At 63.9% G+C, this 21,137-nt stretch carries 19 protein-coding genes and 1 pseudogene; 11 read left to right on the top strand and 9 right to left on the bottom strand.

Annotation, left to right across the window (positions count from 1 at the left end; all coding sequences use genetic code 11):
* Positions 1-7 precede the first annotated feature (7 nt).
* Genes KZ498_RS09515 through glpA form a run of 3 tightly spaced genes read right to left on the bottom strand, consistent with a single transcriptional unit; the run spans position 8 to position 4,372 of the window.
* The gene (locus KZ498_RS09515) at positions 8-1,384 is read right to left on the bottom strand and encodes an anaerobic glycerol-3-phosphate dehydrogenase subunit C (RefSeq protein WP_312618450.1); all 1,377 of its coding nucleotides are present in this window, start codon (positions 1,382-1,384) and stop codon (positions 8-10) included.
* On the bottom strand, positions 1,381-2,655 hold the full coding sequence (gene glpB, locus KZ498_RS09510) for a glycerol-3-phosphate dehydrogenase subunit GlpB (RefSeq protein ID WP_312618449.1): 1,275 nt from the start codon (positions 2,653-2,655) through the stop codon (positions 1,381-1,383). The genes KZ498_RS09515 and glpB overlap by 4 nt, the downstream gene beginning before the upstream one ends.
* Entirely contained in the window at positions 2,645-4,372 is a 1,728-nt protein-coding gene (gene glpA, locus KZ498_RS09505) for an anaerobic glycerol-3-phosphate dehydrogenase subunit GlpA (protein ID WP_312618448.1), read from the bottom strand. The genes glpB and glpA overlap by 11 nt, the downstream gene beginning before the upstream one ends.
* Positions 4,373-4,719: 347 nt before the next feature.
* On the opposite strand from glpA, the gene KZ498_RS09500 reads away from it, so the two are divergent.
* From KZ498_RS09500 to KZ498_RS09470, 7 genes and pseudogenes are all read left to right on the top strand, one after another.
* Complete coding sequence (locus KZ498_RS09500) at positions 4,720-4,848, top strand: hypothetical protein (protein WP_312618447.1); 129 nt, start codon at positions 4,720-4,722, stop codon at positions 4,846-4,848.
* Between the two features lie 55 nt (positions 4,849-4,903).
* Positions 4,904-5,134 (top strand): annotated as a pseudogene (locus KZ498_RS09495) (hypothetical protein); the annotation flags it as partial.
* A 65-nt stretch (positions 5,135-5,199) separates the two neighbouring features.
* Positions 5,200-5,805 carry a hypothetical protein gene (locus tag KZ498_RS09490; protein WP_312618446.1) on the top strand — a complete coding sequence of 202 codons (606 nt, stop codon included), beginning with the start codon at positions 5,200-5,202 and terminating at the stop codon, positions 5,803-5,805.
* A gap of 342 nt (positions 5,806-6,147) precedes the next feature.
* Entirely contained in the window at positions 6,148-6,327 is a 180-nt protein-coding gene (locus KZ498_RS09485) for a hypothetical protein (RefSeq protein ID WP_312618445.1), read from the top strand.
* Positions 6,328-6,455: 128 nt separating this feature from the next.
* Positions 6,456-7,988 (top strand): glycerol kinase GlpK, encoded by a 1,533-nt coding sequence (gene glpK, locus KZ498_RS09480; protein WP_312618444.1) that lies wholly within the window; start codon positions 6,456-6,458, stop codon positions 7,986-7,988.
* 3 nt (positions 7,989-7,991) lie between these two features.
* Positions 7,992-9,119 (top strand): hypothetical protein, encoded by a 1,128-nt coding sequence (locus tag KZ498_RS09475; RefSeq protein ID WP_312618443.1) that lies wholly within the window; start codon positions 7,992-7,994, stop codon positions 9,117-9,119.
* 54 nt (positions 9,120-9,173) lie between these two features.
* Positions 9,174-10,349, top strand: a complete 1,176-nt coding sequence (locus KZ498_RS09470; protein ID WP_312618442.1) for an AAA family ATPase — start codon at positions 9,174-9,176, stop codon at positions 10,347-10,349.
* 30 nt (positions 10,350-10,379) lie between these two features.
* Here KZ498_RS09470 and KZ498_RS09465 read toward each other — a convergent pair whose 3' ends face one another.
* The 3 genes from KZ498_RS09465 to kdgK1 all read right to left on the bottom strand — a co-directional run bounded on the left by KZ498_RS09465 (position 10,380) and on the right by kdgK1 (position 14,254).
* Complete coding sequence (locus KZ498_RS09465) at positions 10,380-11,351, bottom strand: ROK family protein (protein WP_312618441.1); 972 nt, start codon at positions 11,349-11,351, stop codon at positions 10,380-10,382.
* Positions 11,352-11,403: 52 nt separating this feature from the next.
* A complete protein-coding gene (gene pyk / locus KZ498_RS09460; protein WP_312618440.1) occupies positions 11,404-13,194 on the bottom strand; it encodes a pyruvate kinase in 1,791 nt (596 codons plus the stop codon).
* Positions 13,195-13,294: 100 nt separating this feature from the next.
* Positions 13,295-14,254 (bottom strand): bifunctional 2-dehydro-3-deoxygluconokinase/2-dehydro-3-deoxygalactonokinase, encoded by a 960-nt coding sequence (gene kdgK1 / locus KZ498_RS09455; RefSeq protein WP_312618439.1) that lies wholly within the window; start codon positions 14,252-14,254, stop codon positions 13,295-13,297.
* Between the two features lie 234 nt (positions 14,255-14,488).
* On the opposite strand from kdgK1, the gene KZ498_RS09450 reads away from it, so the two are divergent.
* Together KZ498_RS09450 and KZ498_RS09445 are read left to right on the top strand one after the other, a co-directional pair.
* Positions 14,489-15,031, top strand: coding sequence for a hypothetical protein (locus KZ498_RS09450; RefSeq protein WP_312618438.1), 543 nt, complete (start codon positions 14,489-14,491; stop codon positions 15,029-15,031).
* The gene (locus KZ498_RS09445; RefSeq protein ID WP_312618437.1) at positions 15,028-15,453 is read left to right on the top strand and encodes a hypothetical protein; all 426 of its coding nucleotides are present in this window, start codon (positions 15,028-15,030) and stop codon (positions 15,451-15,453) included. Before KZ498_RS09450 ends, KZ498_RS09445 begins: the two co-directional genes overlap by 4 nt.
* A gap of 410 nt (positions 15,454-15,863) precedes the next feature.
* Here KZ498_RS09445 and KZ498_RS09440 read toward each other — a convergent pair whose 3' ends face one another.
* Positions 15,864-15,986 (bottom strand): hypothetical protein, encoded by a 123-nt coding sequence (locus KZ498_RS09440; protein ID WP_312618436.1) that lies wholly within the window; start codon positions 15,984-15,986, stop codon positions 15,864-15,866.
* Between the two features lie 1,142 nt (positions 15,987-17,128).
* Between KZ498_RS09440 and KZ498_RS09435 the strand changes: the two genes are divergently transcribed.
* Positions 17,129-17,542, top strand: coding sequence for a DUF5805 domain-containing protein (locus KZ498_RS09435; protein ID WP_312618435.1), 414 nt, complete (start codon positions 17,129-17,131; stop codon positions 17,540-17,542).
* The gene (locus KZ498_RS09430) at positions 17,539-18,576 is read left to right on the top strand and encodes a tyrosine-type recombinase/integrase (RefSeq protein ID WP_312618434.1); all 1,038 of its coding nucleotides are present in this window, start codon (positions 17,539-17,541) and stop codon (positions 18,574-18,576) included. Before KZ498_RS09435 ends, KZ498_RS09430 begins: the two co-directional genes overlap by 4 nt.
* 71 nt (positions 18,577-18,647) lie before the next feature.
* On the opposite strand, the gene KZ498_RS09425 is transcribed toward KZ498_RS09430, so the two are convergent.
* Both KZ498_RS09425 and KZ498_RS09420 read right to left on the bottom strand, forming a co-directional pair.
* A complete protein-coding gene (locus KZ498_RS09425) occupies positions 18,648-19,118 on the bottom strand; it encodes a MaoC family dehydratase (RefSeq protein ID WP_312618433.1) in 471 nt (156 codons plus the stop codon).
* Positions 19,119-19,394: 276 nt separating this feature from the next.
* A complete protein-coding gene (locus KZ498_RS09420; RefSeq protein ID WP_312618432.1) occupies positions 19,395-20,717 on the bottom strand; it encodes an aspartate aminotransferase family protein in 1,323 nt (440 codons plus the stop codon).
* Positions 20,718-21,137 lie beyond the last annotated feature (420 nt).

The following is a 21,137-nucleotide window of genomic DNA, read 5'->3' as shown; positions in this document are numbered from 1 at the left end:
GACAGCGTTACTCCACCAGCGCGGCTTCCAGCAGTTCGAGCGGATGTCGGATCTCGTAGCCGCTGCCGTGTTCCATCTGCATCGCGCAGGTCGGGCACTCGGTCATGCCGGTCTCGCCCTCGGCGTGGTCCATGTGCTCGAACATCTCCTCGCCGATCTTCATCGATTTCTCGTATTTCTCTTCCTTCCAGCCGTAGGTCCCCGAGATGCCCGAACAGGAGTCGCCCACGTCCTCGACTTCGACGCCGTCGAGGTCGCGGAACAGCTCGACGGCCTGGCGGTCCAGTCCCTGATTCCGTGAGTGACACGGGGCGTGGTAGGCGAACTCCTCGGCCAGCTCGCCGTCCACGTCGGCCGCCTGCACCTCGCCCTTGAGGTCCTCGTGGATGCGCAGATACTCGACGGCCTCGAAGGTGTTCTCGGCGACCTTGTCGATGCCGTCGATGTCGAACAGCTCGGGGTACTCCTGTCGCAGCGCCATCGAGCAGGAGGTACAGGAGGCGATGGCGTGGTACCCCTCGTCGACGAGTTCGGACATCGACGAGACGTTCGTCTCGGCGTGGCGGCGGGCGTCGTCGAGCATGCCGTTGGCGAACATCGGCGTCCCCGAGCACTTCTGTTCGGGTGCGACGACCTCGTAGCCGAAGTCCTCGTAGACGCGGACCATGGCCTTGCCGACCTCCGGCGTGTTGTAGTTTGAGTAACAGCCGTGGAAGTACGCGACCTTCTTGTCGGCGTCCTCGGGGAGGCCACGTCGCTTTCGGGCGGCTCTCGCGTTCTCTCTGGACTGGACCTGACCGCCGCGGTCGGCCCACCACTCCCGGAAGGTCCGCGTTGCGAACTCGGGGAAGTCGCGCTCGCTGGTGACACCGAGCGTCTTTTCCATGACCCAGCGGGCCGGCCCGAAGTTCATGGCGAAGTTGGCCAGTCGCGGGACCTTGCTCGCGAAGAACGCGGAGGTGCGGTAGTTCGCGAGGATGCGGTTGCGGACGTACTCGACGGAGAGTTTGTCCATCTGTTCGCTGACGTACTCCCCGCGAGCGGTGTTGTGCATCTGGCTGAGCGGGACGCCCGACGGGCAGGCGTTGTCACAGCGCATGCAGTTCGAGCAGTCCATCACCGAGTCGTCGATGTCGTGGTCGTCGTCAGACTGCTTGAGCCGCCACTGTTCCGGCCCCTGGAACTTCGGGCCGGGGAAGTCGTCGTCGACCTCTGCGACGGGACAGTTCGTGTCACAGGTCGAGCATTTGTAACAGGAGTCCGCGCCGGGACGGAGGTCGAAGTCGTCGCTGCCGGGGAAGACGTCGACTGGTTCGAACTCCTCGCCTGTGTTCGGTCCTACCGGGTCAAACTCTGTCTCTGTTGGGGATTCAGCGTCACTCATCGTGCCTCCTGTGCGGCGCGCTGGCCCGCCGCGTAGCCTGTTGCGATCGAGACCCCGCTGCCGGATTTCTCGGCGCCGAAGTCGTAGCCGCCAAGCACCGACCCGGCGGCCCGCAGGTTCTCGAACTCGCTGTGCTCGCTCGCGTCGAGGGGCCGGAGGTCGTCGTCGGTCGCCACACCGTAGCGGGCGAACTCGTGGTCGCCGAACAGTTCGCCCTCGAACCAGTCGTAGCGGTCCTCGGCGTGGGGGACGTGGCAGTCGAACACCGGTTCGTACACCCCGTCGCGGTCGGATTCGACGCCCTTGCCGACGAAGCCGCCGGTCGCGAGGACGTACTGGTCGGCGCTGTTTGGTATCTTCGCGCCGTTCTTCTCGATGTACACCTGCTCGATACGGTCCTCGCCCTCGAAATCGACCACCGGGTTGCCGGTTTCGATGCTGGCCCCGGCCTCGTCCAGCGCCGCGAACAGCCTGTCTTCGAGGCGGAGACCGGGCAGCGACGGCGGCCCCATCGGGACCTCGAACACATCGACCCCGAGGTGCTCGCCCAGCGCGTCACGGATAGCGCCGGGGTTGTCGTCGCCGAGAATCGCCGGGAAGCCGACCCGCTGTTCGCCTTCGAGCAGCGGGTTCACGCGCTGGGCGAGGGCCTCGCGGGCCGGAACCATGCGTCCGCGAACCGCCACCTCGCTGTCGGTGTCGAGCAGTTTGGCGTACCGCGTGACCTTCGCGTCCGCGCGCAGGTCGCCCGGGAACCGGATGGTCTCGCCGCGGACGGCAAAGGGGACGCCCGCAGCGTCGAGATGGGCGGCGACGTGCGGGGCGTCGAAGTCGACCATCTCCTCGATGCCGACAAGCAGCGTGTCCCGCGTATCGCTGGCGAGGCCGGCGCTGGCCCCGGCCGGGTAGCGGGCGGTCGGTTTGATAGTTCCGCCGTGGGTCGGCAGGAGCGCGTTCGTGTCCGTGTGCTCGCCCTCGTAGGTCGGGACCGCGTCGTCGAACAGCGACAGGGCGTCCCGGACCGTTTCGACGCCGACTTTCCGGTACGGATGGTCCGCTGGCAGCGACGGAATCGCCTCGTACGGGTCGGTCAGCGGACCGTCCCCGTCGGGTGTGTAGCCGAGCACGTCCACCAGGCCCGACGCCTGCCGGAGCGTGCTCTGTTTGTACGAGACCAGTCGCACGTCGGCCCCGTCGCGGGCGGCGGACAGCGCGCTGGTCAGTCCGGCGAGGCCGCCGCCGATGACGAGCACCTCCGACTCAATAGCCATCCGTCCCTCCGTCGGCCGCTACGTCCGCGCTGCCGACGCCACCCGCCTGGCTGTGGCCGGTGTCGAACGCCGAGAAGTCGACCGGGTCGCCGTCCGCCGGGTCCTGGTCGCGGTTCTGCGTGGTGGCATGCAGCGCGTAGTTCAGCGCCGCCTGGGAGAGCTGCTCGCCCCAGAGGGCGTGTCGCTGGCCCTTCCAGCGCTCCTGGAGCAGTTCGTCCCAGGCCTCGCGGACGACCGGTTCGTCGTACTCCGAGTGGAGCTCGCTCGCCATCCGGTGACAACAGAAGCCGCCCTGACAGTTGCCCATCGATGCGCGGGTCCGGATGCGGACGGCGTTCAGGTCCGAGCCCGAGCCCTCGATGGCGTCGTGGATCTCGGCGCGGGTGACGCCCTCGCACTCGCAGACCGTCGGGTTCGGCCCGTCGGTCTTGAGGACCTCGTCGGCCCGGGAGCCGAGCCGCTCGACGCTCCGGCGGCCGATCGGCGAGCGAAGCCCGAACTCCTCCATGTAGTCCCGGAGCACCGAGAAGTCCTCGCTGCCCGGGAGGGGCACGTCGGCGGTCCGGCAGTCGGCGTCGATGCCGAACTTCCCGCAGACGTGGTCTGCGATCTGCTCGCCCATCATCCGGTAGGTGGTGAACTTCCCGCCGACGATGCTGGTCATGCCGGGCAGGTCGTCGCGCTCGTCGTGGTCGAGCAGGAAGAAGTCCCGCGTGATGTCCGTCGGGTCGTCACTGCCGACGTCCGGCGGTTCGTACAGCGGACGGACGCCCCAGAACGAACGGATGGTGCGGGCCTCTTCGAGCATGGGAATCAGCTCCGAGAGGGTGTCGATCATCATGTCGACCTCCCACTGCTCCTCGGGGTAGTCCTCGGGGTCCTCGACCTCCTCGTCGGTCGTGCCCAGAATCGCGGTCGTCTCGTGGGGCACGACGATGTCGGCGTCGCCTTTCGGCCGACAGCGGTTGATGACGGTGTCGACCTGGCGGATGTTCATGATGGTCATGACGCCCTTGGAGGGGCGGACCTCGATGTCCAGTCCGGCCATGTCGCCGATGCGACCGGCCCAGGCCCCGGTCGCGTTCACGACGTAATCGGCGCGGATCTGTTCGGTTCCGCCCGCCGTGCCGTGGACGCGTTTCCCGGGGCCGGAGTCGTGTTCGACCTCGAGACCGACAACTTCGCCGTCCTCGACGAGGAGGTCGGTCACCTTGCTGTGTGTCTCGATGCGGGCACCGTGCTCCTGTGCGCTCGCGGCGTTTGCGACCACCAGCCGGAACGGGTCGATGGCCCCGTCGGGGAGGCTGATGGCCTTGTCGATGTCTTTCGCCAGGTGTGGCTCCATCGCGCGGGCTTCCTCACCCGAGACGACCTCGGCCGGAATGTCACACTCCTCACAGCCGCTGAGCTTCTTCTGGAAGTACTCCTCTGAGTCCTCCGGTCGCTTGACGAACAGGCCGCCGGTCATTTCGACGCAGTGACTGGCGATGTCCCGCAGCACACGGTTCTCCTCGATACACTCGGTCGCGCTGGCCTGGTCCGAGACGGCGTACCGCCCGCCGCTGTGGAGCAGTCCGTGCATCCGACCGGTGGTCCCGTGGGTCAGATTCCCCTGTTCTACGAGGGTCACGTCGAGCCCGCGCATCGCGAGGTCCCGCGCGATGCCCGCCCCAGTCGAGCCGCCACCGATGACGGCGATGTGTGGTGTCGGTCCCATCTATCTTTCCGTGAGTTTGAAGCGCACACACTTCACTTTACCGTTGATTGTGATTGGACAGTAAATTTTCTATGTAATCATGAAGAATACCGGCAACTCCCGCTGTTGCTTGTGAACGTGGAACACATTATCACTCGCGGAAAAGTCATATTGGGATTTGCACATAACTGACTATCTGCGGAAATATACGGTCAAATCCAAAATATTATATATTTATTCCACTGACTGCATGAAATCCTGCACCAATTGAAAGTTACCAATGGTGCCGTGTCGACAGTAACTATTATATATTTTGATAGTTGAATCTCCCGGAGAACGCGTTGGCCGTTCGGCCAACGGGAGCGACAATGAGTAAATCGAACCCACTTGATTCGGAGGACGACCGGTCCGACGGAAGACACACCGACGGCGGCGTCACAGAGGAGCGGGACAGACTCGGGTCGGAGAGCGAAACGCCGTCGGCACCCCGGAAATAGCCAGCGGCCGGTCAGGCGGGACGCGACGCCGAAGGGTCGGAGCTGAAAGCTCGGTGTGAGCAACTGGCGGCGGAATCCGCCCTGGAGTCGGCGTCCTCGGCCACGACGACCCTCGACCGCTGACCGACAGCGCCGAAGCGACCGTCGAGAAGGTCGGGCAACTGAACGACCTGCTTTCGGACATCGAGGAGATTGTGGGGTTCATCACGGACATCGCGGACCAGACCAACATGCTGCGCTGAACGCCAACGTCGAAGCGGTCCGAGCGGGGGACTCCGGTGACGGGTCCGCCGTCGTCGCCGAGGAGGTCAAATCGCTCACAACCGAGACGAACTGGATTCGGTCGTCTCGATGGTCGAAGAGGTCGGTACGAGCGTTCAGGAGATCGACGAGGCGACGGACACGCAGGTCGACTCCACACAGGAGGTCGTTTCGATGGTCGACGACGTCGAGGGGACAAGCGCCCGGACGGCCGTCGCCGCCGCCGCGGCCGAACAGACGACGGAACTCGCGGAGGCCCCGACGCTGTCCGAGCGGGCCGAGTCGCTCGAAGCGTCACTCGATTCCTTCAAACTCACGACCGGAACGACGGCCCCTGACACGAACGGAACCGTCGTCGAGTTCTGGCACGCGATGGGCGGCGGGAAGGCGCTCCTGTTGGCGGAACCCGTCCGCGAGTTCGAATCACAGACTGACGGTATCAGTCTCGCGTTGCGGTCGAAAGGGAGCTACCGCGGAACTCTCGACGCGACGCTGAACGCGGCCGAGAACGGCGACCCGCCTGCGATCGCCCAGATATTCGGACGACGCCGCGCGTGCGCGCGAATGGGCATTTTCATGCTCCGTCGGGGAACTCCTCCCGGCAGCCCACATCGACTCGCTGCTCGACCCGGTGACGGACTACTACCGCTTCGACGGCACTCCACTCGCTGCCGTTCAACGCCGCGAACCCGGTGATGACCTACAACCGCGACGCGTTCAGGGAGGCTGGACTCGTCCCCGATTCGCCCCCGGAAACCCTCGCTGGCGTGCGGAGTGGGGCTGAACAGCTCGTCGACGGAAGTGGTGTGGATGCTGAATCACGTCCGTGAACTACTCGTGGCGCGTCGCTCTGGGTCGGTCAGGATGTCCGGGGAGGTTCACGACGCTATCGCCGAATTCCTCACACCGAATCGGCCCAGCAGCGCGGTGACACCGGAAGACCGGGTATCTCCCGGTCCACGGGGAGACGACTCCACGACTCCGGGCCGACGACTGGTTCGAGCGGAACCCCCACTACGGACGGCGTTCGACCGACTTATGCAGACACGGGACACCACGGCAACTCGGGGCGCGCAGGTCGGCTCGTTCGACGCGGCTCGGACAGTCATCGGGGACGCCGTCGACAGTATGGACGGCCCCGATTCGGTCCCCACCCCGCTCGAACGGCTCGACGAACGGGTCGGAAGACAGTCCGAACGCTACGGTTCCGGCCGGTAGCGCCGTTCCATCCCTTCTTTACTATCTAAACATCACCATTAGTAATCTTTATAATGGTTCAATATGTTGTTTACTGTCAAGGTGGTAGCTTTGATAAACAAGCTACCTCCGCCACGGAGAACACAACAATGGCAGACACATACGTTGGCTCGATCGACCAGGGAACGACCGGCACCCGCTTCATGGTATTCGACCACAGCGGCCAGGTCGTTGCGAACGCCTACGAGAAACACGAACAGATCTATCCCGAACCGGGCTGGGTCGAACACGACCCCGTCGAAATCTGGGAGAACACGCAGGAAGTCGTCACGCAGGGGCTGGCCGACGCAGGCCTCGAAGCCGAACAGTTGGAAGCGATCGGCATCACGAACCAGCGTGAAACGACGATCGTCTGGGACGAGGAGACCGGCAGGCCTGTACACAACGCCTTGGTCTGGCAGGACCGCCGCACCACCGACCGCGTCGAGGAGATCCAGGAAGCGGACAAGGTCGAGTGGATCCGCGAGAAGACCGGGCTGGAATGTGACGCCTACTTCTCGGCGACCAAGACCGAGTGGATACTCGACAACGCCGAGCCCCTCAAGATGCAGAGCTCGCGCGGCGAGGACCTCCGCGACCGGGCCGAGAACGGGGAACTCCGGATGGGTACTATCGACTCCTGGCTCATCACGAAACTCACCGGCAACCACATCACGGACGTCTCGAACGCCTCCCGGACGATGCTGTACAACATCCACGACATGGAGTGGGACGACGAACTCCTCGAGGAGTTCGGCGTGCCGGAGTCCATGGTTCCGGAGGTCCGCCCGTCCTCCGACGAGAGCCTGTACGGTCACACCGACCCTGACGGCTTCCTCGGCGCGGAGATTCCCGTCGCGGGCGCGCTGGGCGACCAGCAGGCCGCGCTGTTCGGCCAGACCTGCTTCGACAAGGGTGACGCGAAGAACACGTACGGCACCGGCGCGTTCTACCTGATGAACACTGGTTCCGAGGCAGTCGCCTCGGACAACGGCCTGCTGACGACCGTCGGCTTCCAGATGTCCGGCGAGCCCGTCCAGTACGCGCTGGAAGGCTCCATCTTCATCGCCGGCGCGGCCATCGAATGGCTCGAGGACGTCGACCTCATCAACAACGCCGCACAGACGGCGGAACTGGCCCGCTCAGTCGAATCCACCGACGGCGTGTACATGGTGCCGGCCTTCACCGGGCTGGGCGCGCCCCACTGGGACGGCCGCGCACGCGGGACCATCGTCGGGATGACCCGCGGCACCCGCAAAGAGCACATCGTGCGTGCGACCCTGGAATCCATCGCGTACCAGACCCGCGACCTCGCGGAAGCGATGGAGGAAGACTCCGGCGTCGAGATGACGACGCTGCGGGTCGACGGCGGCGCCGTCAAGAACAACTTCCTCTGTCAGCTCCAGTCGGATATCATCCAGACCGACATCGCCCGGCCGGAGGTCGACGAGACCACCGCCCTTGGGTCGGCGTACGCGGCCGGCCTCGCCGTCGGCTACTGGGACACCGTCGACGAACTCCGCGATAACTGGCAGGTCGACCGGGAGTTCTCACCGGAGATGGACGCCGAGAAGGCTGACAAGATGTACTCGCGCTGGGACGACGCCGTCGACCGCTCCCGCGACTGGGCACAGGAGGAGTAACCCATGATAGAGAGTCTTCCCCTGCAGATTCCGGTCTTCGGTATGGGGGTTGCGGACCTCCTGCTGTTGATAATCGCCGCCTTCGCCGGCGGTGCGTTCGGTGCGGCGCTGGGGGCGCTCCCGGCGTTCTGTTTCACCGGCTTCATGGTCATCGCCGGCCAGGCCGTGGCGATTCTCCGTGGCAGCATCGTTGGCGAGCTCGGCGAGCTCGGAGCCGGGGCCCTCGCGACCGGCGTGACCGGTGCGGTCGCGTTCGGTCCGGTGTTCGGCCCACACGTCTCCTTCGCCGGCGGTGCTGCGGCAGCGGCGTATGCCGCCAAGAGTGATGGGATGTACGAGCCCGACGACGGCGACTACCACCCGGCGAAGGACATCGCCTACGCGCTGGGCACCCGTCCGGACATCCTCGCGGTCGGTGGCCTGTTCGGTATCTTCGGCATGGTCGTCCGTCAGGTATCCGGCGGGCTCGCGCTCCCGTGGGACCCGATTGCGATGGGCGTCGTCCTGTCGGCTTTCGCCCACCGCATCGTCTTCGGTTACCCGATTATCGGTGCCGGCAGCCGGAACATTCTCGACATGTCGCCGTTCGAAAGTGGCGAGAAACGCATGGCCACGGACGGCGGCGACGTCCAGACCGACGGGGGAACGGCCAAGTCGTACCGTCTGGCGGTCGAGCCGTGGCTGCCCCACCAGTACAAGTGGGCCAACGTCGCGATGATCGGCCTGGTCACGGGGCTGCTGGGTGGCTGGATCGCCATCCAGACCGGGAGTCCGTTCCTCGGGTTCGGCATCTCCGCCGCGCTCCTGACGTTCCTGAACCTGGGCGTCGAGAAGATTCCGGTCACCCACCACATGACACTGCCTGCGAGCACGGCCGCATTGGCCGTCTTCGGCGGCACGCCCGAAACCGGAACGATGACGGCTGTCATCGCCCTCATCGTCGGCGGCCTCTTCGGCGCCTACGGTGCCATCGCTGGCGAAGTCATCCAGCGTGTCTTCTATGCGCACTCGGACACGCACTTCGACCCGCCCGCGGCCGCTATCGTCGTCGCGACGCTGACCATCGCCATCCTGGCGATTGTCGGTGTCTTCGACGGCTCCTCCTGGGTTCCCACTCTGGGACTAGTCTAAAGCAGTAGCTCTATATTTCCGATTCCAAACCTAGTACACATATCTCCCTGAACGATGGATATTGAAGCGAGAATCAAACGTCGGCAACGCCGGAACGGTGAGCCACGTCTCATTCAGGACTACGAGGCCATCTCACCGGTCGTCCACATAGAGGAGCCGGCCGACCGCGGTCCGGTTCTCGAACGGCTCCTGGACCATCTCGATCCGGTGTTCGACGGTCAGCTGCCACCGAACGCGTACGTGTACGGCCCCCACGGCTCGGGGAAGTCCGCGGTTATCACGGCGCTTTTCGCCAATCTGGAACAGCTCCCGACAGAACAACAGGCGATCATCCACACGACGACCCGTGCACAGCCGCCGACCTCTCCGTCGTTCGTCTACGTGAACGCCCGGGAGACCGCAAGCGAGTTCGCGTTTTATCACGCGGTCCTGGATTCGCTCGTGGAGGAGTCGGTGCCGGAACACGGTATCGGGACGGAGACGCTCAGGTCTCGCCTCCACGAACTGGTGCGAGAGCAGCGCACGGGCATCGTCATCGCAGTCGACCACATCGGCGAGCCGGAGAGCATCCAGGCCCCGGCCCTGGTCGACCTGTTTGCCGGCCTGCCGAGCAACGTCAGCTGGCTCGCTATCGGGCGCGAGGACCCGTCGACGACCGAGCTGACGCGGTACACCGCCGAATCGATCAGCATCGACCGCTACCAGCGCCAGATGCTCGTCGACGTGTTGATGACCAGAACTTCGAGCGGGCTGGCCCAGCAGGGACTCGACCACAGTCTGGCGAGACAGATCGCCGACTGGGCGGACGGGAACGCCCACGACGCTCTCGCCGCGCTGTTTATCGCGGCGGAGATGGCCGAGGAACGTGGCCAGGACCGCATCACGCAGGCGAACGTCGACGCGGCCATCGCGGAGGTGCCCGTTCCCTGTATTTCGCTTGGCATCGTCCTCTCCCTGCCGACGAACCGGCAGATCGTCCTCAGGGAACTCATCGATCTGGAGGAGAGCGAACGCTCCTCGGTAACGGCGACGACGGAGGCGATCGCGTCCGCCCAGTCAGTCGATCTCTCGGCGGGGACCGTCAAACGGTTCCTCTATGAGATGGCTGAGTCCGGCATTGTCGACCGCGTCGAGGCGACGACCACCAACGGCCAGGGACGCCCGCCGAGCCGTGTCGAACCGCGGTTCCCGCCGACGGCCTTCCGGCGGCTGTACGACCTGAAACAGTAGTCCGGCGTTGCGCGGTCGGTTCGACGCCTTTCAACTGCGCTGTGATGGGTCGCCCGTTCCGCCGGTCAGCGCCGACGCCAGTGCGCCGCGGACCACGACGTCGTCGCCGAACTGCGTCAACTGGATGTCCGGAATGTTCGACATCACCATCTCGTCGAGTCGGTCTCGAATCGGGTCTAACACCTGCTCGGGGTTGTTGAGCGCAACGGCCCCGCCGACGTAGACGACGAGGGGCGCGTAGGCGTGGACCATGTTTGCGACGCCGATAGCGTTCCAGTGACAGATCTGGTCGAGGACGTGGGACGCGAACTCGTCTTCGCCGGCGTACTCGAAGACGTCCGCCGCCGAGAACTCCTCCGTCTCGATGGGGAGTGCCGTGTCGACGGGGTCCTCGCGGTGCAGTTGCGTGGCATACCGCGGGATGTTCTCGCCCGAGCAGTACGCTTCCCAGTGGCCGTCGTGCCCGCAGCCACAGGTCATGAACCCGTGGGGGTCAATCGTCAAGTGGCCGACCTCCCCGGCGTTGCCGTCCCAGCCCGACAGGATGTTCCCGTCGACGGCGACCCCGGCGCCGACCCCGGAGGAGATAGTGAGATACACCATGTCGTCGGGGCTTCGGTCCGAGTAGAACCGCTCGCCGATGACGCCGGCGTTGGCGTCGTTGTGAAGCCACACCCGGTCGCTGCCGATGAGATTCTCGACCGGACCGGTCAGCGGAATCCGGTCGATGGAGTCGGGGAGGTTCGCGGGGTTTTCGACGACGCCTTCGGCCAGGTCCATCGGGCCGAAGGAACCGATACCGGCGGCAACCACGTCCGTCGGGGCGATGTCGGCGGCGTCACAGGCCTGCCGGATCGCCTCGAGGACCGACTCCGTGACCGCGATACCTGACGGTCCACGCGGTGTCTCAGTTTTGTGTGACGTGACTATCGAACCTGTCTCGTCACCGATAACAGCCCGAATATGTGTCGCTCCGAGGTCGACCCCTGCGTAAGCGCCCATGCTGGTCGAACGGTTGCCCCACCGATACTTAACTACACAGATTCTACTGCGGTTAGTAGTCCCGCTCCGAACCCGAGATGTCCTCCCGGCCGACGGCCTCCTCGTAGACGACGCCGCGCTCCGAATCCAGCGTGACGGTGGACCCGTCGGAGACGGTCTCGGGGAGGTCCGCGTTCGAGATCATCGGAATCGAGAGCTCCCGGGCGATGATCGCGGCGTAGCTCGTGACGCCCTCGTGGGCGTCGATGATGCCGCCGATTCGGCTGGTGTCGCCGACGAACTCGCCGTCGAACCCCTCCGGCACCGCCAGTATCGCCCCGTCTGGAACGTTCGACAGGTCGCCCGGTGACTCGCGGGGTGGGGCCGTCGAGACGCGGTGCACTGGGCCGGTCACCAGGCCGTCGACGATAGACCGGCCGCTGGCGACCGTCTCCGCGGCGACGTGGACTTTCAGCATGTTCGCGGTGTTCATTCCGTCCAGTTCGGTCATCATCCCGGAGAGCACGACAACCGTATCGCCGCTTTCGGCGGCCTCGGTGTCGAGGGCCGCCTGGACCGCCGTCTGGATGATTGCATCGGCCCCGTCGGTGGTGTACTTGGTCGTCACCGGCCTGATACCCCAGGAGAGCGCGAGCTTCCGCCGGACCCGCTCGCTCGGCGTCGACGCGACGATGGGAATCGACGGCCGGTACTTGGCCGATTTCAGGGCGGTGTAGCCGGATTCGGATGCGGCGACGATAGCCGACGCGCCGATGTCACGGGCCAGGAACCGCCCGGAGCGCGCGAGCGCGTCCGTCCGGGTGTCGCCGGCGTTTGGCACGCGCTGTTCGCGGGACTCGGCGTACTCCTCGCTTGCTTCCACGTCGCGGATGATCCGGTCCATCGTCTCGACGACGCGAGTCGGATGGTCACCGATGGCCGTCTCGCCGGAGAGCATCACGGCATCGGTCCCGTCAAGGACTGCGTTTGCCACGTCGGAGGCCTCCGCGCGGGTCGGCCGCCGGGAGTGGACCATCGAGTCCAGCATCTCGGTCGCCGTGATGACCGGGACGCCGGCCTCGTGACACCGCCGAATGATGCGCTTCTGGATGATCGGTACGTCCTCCAGCGGGCACTCCACACCGAGGTCGCCGCGGGCGACCATCACGCCGTAGGCCTCGTCGATAATCGAGTCGAGGTTCTCGACGGCCCCTGCCCGTTCGATCTTGGCGATGACCGGGATGTCGACGCCGCGTTCCTCGAGCGCCTGGTTGATCTCGTAGATGTCCTCGCCGTCACGGACGAACGACGCGGCCACGAAATCGGGTTCCTTCTCGGCGGCCACGTCGAGTTCCTGCTCGTCGTTTTCCGTAATCGTCGGCAAGCCGAGTTCGACGCCGGGGACGTTGACGCCCTTGCGGGCGGCCAGTTCGCCGCCGTTCTCGACGGTCGCAAACACTGTTTCCCCCTCGACGCGCTCGACGGTCGTCTCGATGCGGCCGTCGTCGAGCAACACCCGGTCGCCCGGCTCGACTGACGCGATCGACTGTGAGAGGCCGACTTCCTCCGGTGTCGCGTCGTCGCTGACGACGTACCGGATCGTGGACCCCTCCGCGAGCTGGATCGGCGCGTCGATTGCTGCGGTCCGGACCTCCGGCCCCGGCATGTCGAGCATCGCCGCGACGGGCTCCTCGACCGCCTCGTCTACCTCACGGATGCGGTCGATCATCTCACGGCGGTGTTCCGGCGAGCCGTGGCTCGCGTTCAGTCTGGCAACGGACATTCCGGCCGTCGCCAGCGACGCGATGTCGTCGACCGAGTCCGAGGCGGGACCGAGAGTGCAGACGATCTTCGCGCTACGCATCGTACCCTCTATCTCCGGCGATCCGCAATTTACAGCGTTCATAGTTAATCATACTCTGGCGTTCCCCGCGAGGGGATAAGAACCTTGCTGGACGGCGGAACTATCGTGAAATCGCTTCCGTGTCGCCGCTGAGAATCGAACTGACTTCGTCGGGCGAAACGACGGCAATGTCGCCGGGAATCGTCCGTTTGAGCGCCGCCGTGGCGGCGCCCCAGGCGAGTCCGTCCGAGACGGTACCGCCGGAGAGGTACCGCGAGAGAAAGCCGCCGACGAAGGAGTCGCCGGTCCCGACCGGATGCGCGTCCGTCGATGCGAACGTCGGCTGCTCCGTTACGGTCCCGTCGGCGACCGCGAGCGCACCGTCGCTGCCGCGGGTGATGACTGTCGTTTCGAACCCGTACTCGGCGGCGAGGTCCCGAGCGATCGTTTCTGGGTCTCCGGTCCGGTCTAACACGACGTTCGCGTCGCGTTCAGCGACCACAAGCACGTCGACAACCGGAAACAGTTCGGTCAGGACCGACCGGGCTTTCGCTGGTGTCCAGAGTTTCGAGCGGTAGTTCAGGTCGAAGCTCGTTGTCGTGCCCGCGTCCTGTGCGAGCGAGAGGAGGTCGGCAGTCGTCGATTCGAGCGTCTCCGAGAGCGCCGGTGTGATACCCGAGGTGTGGAATCCCGTAGCGTCCGCGATGGTATCCGTGGGAAGCTCTGACGGCGTGGCGGTCGTGATACTGGCGTTCCCGCGGTCGTATATGACTTCGTTGCCCCGCGGCGGGCTACCCTGTTCGAGGTAGTAGGTCCCCTGTCGGGCGCTGTCCGAACCGTCCCATGCGATGGCGGTCGACACACCGTGGTGTTGAAGCTCACCGGTGACCCGGCGACCGACCGGTGAATCCGGAAGTTTCGAGGCCCACACCGCGTCGAGCCCGAGCCGCTGCGCGGCGACGGCGACGTTTGATTCCGCGCCGGCCGCCCGAACCGTGTACTGGTTCGCCGTCTCCAGTCGCTCGTCGTCGGGCGGCGATAGCCGCAACATCGTCTCACCGAACGTAACTAACTCCGTCATATCCGACGTTCCTCGCTGGGTATGTATAAATCCCGGAGAACCAGTCGCTTGCAGGACCTGTTAATAACCACCTACTCAGCGGTACATCGTGACCTGGTAGCTCGGCGTCGATAACTGGCGGTGTCGGGCCTCTAGGAGGGCACCTGTGCGAGAGTGGTTACAGTTGGCAGTATGAATCTAGGGAGGAGCAATGTAGGACCGGGTTTTTTAGGTGGAACCTACTCCGCGCAATCGGTGCGTCCGGGCGGGTCGCCAGTCTGGGAATACACCGCACAGGCCGGACCGAGCGACTACACCCCATATGCTACAGATATCGCGCCGGCCGACTTCGACGTAACCGTGCTCGATCTCCGTGGTCTCGATGCGGTGAACGGTCTCAGGGCGTTCCGGGAGGTTCCGAAAGGAGACAGTATCCATATCCCTTCGTCAGGGGCGGCACATATCCCATACGCCCAGACGCTCCAGTACGCCAGTGCCGTAGGGCCTGCGGGAGCGTTCGAACCGAGCGCGGTTATCGGGGAACCCGAAGGACACGAGTACGACGCGGGCTTCGGACCTCAGACTCCGGCCTGTGACCACCAGGCGATGCAGCGAGTGCCCGGACGCTACGCGAACCCGCTTGGAGAGGTCCCGAACCGCTTCGAGACTGAAGCCGAACACGAGTTCGTCTTCTCGGGTGGGCCATCACAGAGTCTGGGCGAAGAGGAAAACAGTAACCCGCTGGCGCTGCGGTCACCGAAACCGACTTTCGCGCTGGAGACGTACCTGTTTCAATGAGCGACGAGGCAGGCGATATCTCCCAGGCGGAACTCGCCGAGTACTGTCGGACCCAGGCCGGGATTCTCGCGGGTCATCTGGACCGGCTCAGTGCGGAGCTTTCCGAACTGCTCGAGGAAATCGAACAGGACACTGCCGACGCTCGCACGGCACTGACCGGGAATCCCGACCGTCCGGACACCGATGCGGAGGCGACTGTCGCCGACATCGAGGCCAAGCAGGAGCGAGCACAGGCGAAACAGGCGGAGATCGACGAGTACCGAACGCTCGCGGAGGGGTACACGGACCTTGCCGAACGACTCGCTGACGGTTCCGGTGACCTCGAGACGGTACTGGAGTTCGAAATCGACGCCGATGCACCGACGTATTTCGACAGCGAGACGACGATTCTGGGCGTGGCGACCGGAGACGACGGGGATTGAGGGATTTCACAGGGGAGAACCGGACCACGGGCCGGTTGCGATACAGCGCCGGCTTCTGGTGACAGCCGTCGTTTTCGCGATGAGCCAGTGTTGACGGTCGAGTGGCTCGCGGGCAGAGACTGTCTCCGTGAGTGCCAGGCGTGGCTCGGCCCAGCCTCCTCAAGAACCGGTCGACGTGCCAGCGCGAAGTCTGTGGGCTGGTGCTAATCGAGTTGCCTGACCCCTGTACCGGATAGGCGAGCGACACCTCCGATTTAGTATAGCAATATACGATTTATGCGTTCCAGGCGGGTCAAAGTAGCTGTAACGTGATGATTACCTACGGTAATTAGATTTGAACCCCGGCCGGAAACCCCAGCCAGTCAGCCCCACAGACTATCGGCGGCCAGAGAGTACTCCGGGAACCGAGCTTACGAGTTGAACGTCCGCTCGACGAGATATTTCACCAGATAGAACCCACCGATAAGGCCGACTGCCATGACCAGGAGCACGATTGCAATCATGAACAGGAAGACGAGAGCGTCGTTAGCCATCGGACCCACCCGCCTGAGAGGGTACGTGTCGTCCAGGGCGCATACCGATAGCTTCAGACTGGAGGCGCTAATGCAGTAGGGTTTCGGTCCAAGACTCCATGGGGCTCGTGTTCACAGGTGGCCTCCACAGAGTGGCACTGTCGCTGGTATGTGCCGAAGAGGAGTGACAGGGCCGGTGAGGGGACGACTTGTTTGCTGGCGGCATCTTACACGCTGAACTGAGCGACGGGTCGGTTACGACGATGGCAGTCGGTCCATCCCGCACAGTCAGGGGCGGCCATCTCGAATATGAACGGCCGGGAAGGCGCAATATCGCCGGGAGCACAGGGCGTCACTGCGGGCTTTTCCTGATCTAAACACGGAACAACTCGATAGGGGATTTCAAACGGCTATCTGCGTTTGACCGACCACGTCACAGAGCGGTGCCAGTGCTATTTTTGAAAGGCTCCGATAGCAACGGTCGCCAAGACTGATACCGCAACATCGACGGTTGCCAGGGTTGACAAATGGAGACGACATCTGATGAGGGTGCTGATTCCAAGATAGGACGCTGCCGGCGCGGGTACATTATTCGGTTGGCCACGATGGCGCTGGACCACCGTAAAAACGCTGTGAAGCGGCGAGCACCTCAGAATGCAGACGACCGCTCCGTTCGGCAACGCAATCGGCGTGCTCCCGGAAGTGACGTGCGCGATGCAGCGGAGGTGTCCTGGGTGCAGGTGCGATCTGTGGGAGACTCCAGGTGCTATGCAGGGAACCGAATCAGCGACACCTGAGCGACTGTGACGGAACGTCGGTCTCACTCGGCTGACCTCCGGGGAGCAACGAGACGAGGCACGGGGAGTGGAATCCATCACAGTCGTTTCCCGATAGAGCAAAACGGGGGATCGGCTGTTGTCGACCAATCACGTGCTTTGCTACCGTACCACTCGCTTTGACTGGACGAGTGGATCAATCAGATGAGGGACGGCAATCCGCGCCTGATTTATATTTGTGAACTTGGGCTTGTCTGTCGCTGTGATGAAATTCGGTTGTCAATTTCGGTGGGAAACGAGGTAAAATAGGGGGTCATACACCCAAATAAGTGTGTTTATCTCTGAGTGTGGGACTACATTGAAGTTCCCGGCGTCCGAGGGTGTGGTATGTCCAGTGACAGCGAGCGAACGACGGTTCGGACGTATATTCCGGCCTACCAGAAGGAACAGTGGCAGGCCCACGCCGAGGAACTGGATATGAGCCAAAGCGAGTTCGTCCGGTCGATGGTCCAGGCGGGTCGAAGCGGGTTCGAGCCAACAGCATCCGAAGCTGCCGAGTCAGACGCCCCTGAGAGCGACAGTGAGGAACCCCATTCTCCGGACGCTACCCCTGGGGGTGACGGGCTGAAAGACAGGGTCCAGGAGATCCTTGCTGATGGGGACTACTACGAGTGGGACGACCTGCTTGCCGAACTGACCGACGATATCGAGGAGCGTCTCGAGGACGCGCTGGGGGAACTGCAGACTAACAACGAAGTGCGGTACAGCGGGCGACACGGGGGGTACGTTCGAGACGAATGAGCACCGATACAGCCACGCCGGACGCCGAATCGGACCCCGTCGGGTATTTCCTCGACGATATCACATACCACGGAAAGAGCGACCGGACCCGCGCGTCCTACGAGCGCGTCCTCCGGGACTTCGAATCCTACCTGGCTGACGGCCACCAACCGCTTCCCGTTCGAGAGGCGTCACACCGAGACTGTATGGCATATGTTCACAGTCTACGTGGAAACGTCGAGGAAAGCACTGTCGCGACGTATGCGTCCTATCTGCACCGGTTTTTCGCGTACATGACGCAGGTGGGAGTGTTCGAATCGAACCCGATGACACTGGTCATGGAGGAGATGGACGAGTCCATCAACACCGACCCGACCCGCCGAGAGATAGGCCTTCAGTCGATGCGTGCGTTCGTGGACACCGTCTCGCACCCGCTAGAGCGGGCTGTCGTCGTGACCCTGCTGAAGACGGGCATGCGAGCCGGCGAACTGTGTAACCTCGATGTCCGGGACCTCAACCTCGAAGCCCCCGGTCCCAGACCGGCGATTCCGGTGCGAGCGGGGCTTGAGGGGCGGCCGGACTCGTTGTTCGTCGCGACGGCTCCGGCTCGTGGCGAGGAGAGCAACGGTGAAGCGCGGACGGCATCCAACAAACGAAAGCGCGAGACGACGATCCCGGTCGATCCGGAGCTGGCATCCGTGCTGCGGCGCTGGCTCGCAATCCGACCGGACACGCAGTCGCCGGCGGAGCCGCTGTTTGTGTCGACAAGCGACAGCTGGGGACAGCGCCTCACGCCGAACATGGTGCATCACGTCGTCGAATCGCATGCCCGCGAGTTCGGCTGGTACACGGACGGCGGGGGTGCCGAGGAGAACGTCACACCACACTACTTCCGGCACTTCTTCACGACACACCTCCGGGACCGAACCGGCGACCGCGGCGTCGTCAAGTACCTCAGAGGCGACGTGGCACAGGACGTCATCGATACGTACACCCACGAATGGGGGACCCGGGTCAGGGATGTGTACGAAGCTGAAATCTACTCGCTGCTGTAGCACGGTCCCCAATAGTTGTACTATCAACAGTTTCGATGATGGTGGCTACCGGACTGATAAATCATATGCTGCTATACAGAATTAGGGCGCGTTTCCGAATCAGCGCCGATGTCCCGACGGACGATTTCGATACCTTCGTACGAGATGACTCGGGTCCCGTCGTCGGTTACCCCCTCGACCTGCCTGGTGACGTACCCCCGGTCGTCACGGCTTTCCGAGGGTCGTTTGTCGAGGACTTCGGTTCGGAGGTGGACCGTATCGCCCGGTCGCAGCGGCGTGTGCCATCGGAGGTTGTCGACGCCGAGGCCGCCGAGCGTCGCAACGTCGGTGATGTTCTCCACCGTCAGCCGCATACAGATGGCGGCCGTCTGCCAGCCTGACGCGACGAGTCCACCGAACATCGAACCCTCCGCGGCCTCCTCGTCGAGGTGGAACGGTTGCGGGTCGTACTTCCGGGCGAACTCGATGATCTCGTCTTTCGTGATCCGGAACTCGCCGAACTCCCGCCGGTCACCGACGGTGATGTCTTCGTAGAATCTCATGAGCGTACATCGGAAGGACGACAGATAACAGTACTGGAACACTGGTATAATGACGGTGACAGACCGCTCGCTGGGGTATCGAACAGGTGTGAATTCGTGCACCTGAATTGGGCTCGATAGGGCAGTAAGTCCCACCAGGCACACTCGGAGTCGATGAGTTGCGGTTCAGTCGTCGGAGCTGTTCGAGGACTGGTGTTTTCGAGGTATCTCAGGGACGTGTTCACGAACCGAAATTCGGGCGGCTACTGGTGGCATCGACTGATAACACCGCCTTCCTCAGACGGACGCCCCAACCTCCGTCACCTCGGTAAACACCGAATCGAGAATGTCGAGACAGAGTTCCAGTTCGCGCTCGGTGACGTCAAGCGGCGGGAGGAATCGGAGGGATTTCTGGCCACAGCCGAGTGTGAGGAGGCCGTGCTGTAACGCGGTGTCCATTACGGCGTCACGGCGCTCTACCGTATCGAACTCCAGGGCAGTCATCAGACCGAGGCCACGCACGTCCTCGACCATCTGTCGGTCCGCCGAAACGTCCCGGAGCCCGTCGATGAAGTACGTCCCCCTCTTGGCGGCGTTGTCCAGCAGATTGTGGTCCTCGATAGCGGCGAGGGTCAGGGCACCGCGCATCGAGCCGAGGATGTCGCCAGCACCCCACGTCGAGGAGAGCCGCGACGTCTCGGACGGGAAAATCTCGGACCGCGAGACGGTCGCGCCGACCCGGAGCGCTTTGGCGCTCGTGATGACGTCCGGTTCGATGTCGTAGTGGTCGACGGCCCACATCTCGCCCGTCCGGCCGACCCCGGACTGGATCTCGTCGGCGATGATCGGGATGTCGTGCTCCCGGCAGAGGTCGTCGACGGCCGAGAGGAACTCCGGGCTCGGAATGTGATAGCCGCCTTCGCCCTGTATCGGCTCCAGAATCAGGAACGCGACTTCCTCGGGCGGGATGTGGCCGGTGTCCGCGTCGAGCTTCGCCCGGAGGCGCTCGACGCCGGCCACCGAGTACTCGACATCGTGGATCCCGCTGAGCTCGGGGAACTTCCGGCGGTAGACGGACTTCGAGCGGTTCAGCGAGAGTGCACCCAGGGTCCGACCGTGGAACGCGCCGTCGAAGGTAATGCCGTACTTGGGTGTCTCACAGTAGTCGTAGCAGATCTTCATCGCGTTTTCGACGGCCTCTGCGCCGGAGTTCGAGAGGAAGACGGTGTCGAAGCCGTACTGGCTGGTAATCTCGGTGAGTCTGTCCATCAGGTGGGAAGGCCCCGGCAGCGACGTCTCGTCGGGCGAACCGCCGGTGCTAACATAGAAGTCCTGGCCGGCGATTTTCAGCGGGTCGACCATGTCGAACTCGTCGGCACGGTCGAGCACTTTCGGGTTGTTGTACCCGAGCGGCGACGAGGCCACGTGGCTGGTGAAATCAAGCAGGACGTTTCCGTCCGCGTCCGTACAGAAGGGACCGATTGCGTCTGCAGTGATGTCCCAGACGAAATCGTACACGTAGGTGCTCGGTGCGGCGGTCTCGTGGTGGTATTCGACCCACTCGCTGCTCTGTGGGCCAGGAAGGCTATCGACACGCGGCTCCACGGTATCGCGGTCCATGCTAGTACAGAAGCAGTCACGGAGCATAAATCAACGTGTCCCTGAGCGCACTACGGGCACACTTTGGGTAACTCCCCGGCTGAGAACGGTACAGGGTCAGTTTGCCGAACGCGCCTACAGCGACGCCGGCTACTCGTCGGCCCGGCTTGTCGCGCTGGTCGAGAATATCATTTTCTGTCGACACAGGACGGGCGCAGCACCGATACGGCGTCCTCGCAGTGGGCGCCACGCATTCGCGTAGCTGCGAGTGCTATACAGAGCCGTGCTCGCGACTTGCGGGCGAGGCTTTCTCGGGAGCCTGTCCCGGACCGTCCACACGGACAGCGACGTGGCCGGTTCGCCCTGCTGTTGTGCACTAACGATGGTACGATTGTTATTGAGGACCGCACAGCGTGTCGGGCGGTATGGAGCGTCGGCACT

Origin of the sequence: Haloarcula sp. 1CSR25-25, from assembly GCF_032027985.1 — an archaeon.
GTDB lineage: Archaea > Halobacteriota > Halobacteria > Halobacteriales > Haloarculaceae > Haloarcula.
Note: the sequence above shows the minus strand (reverse complement) of the source record. Positions and strands in the feature narration are given on the sequence as shown.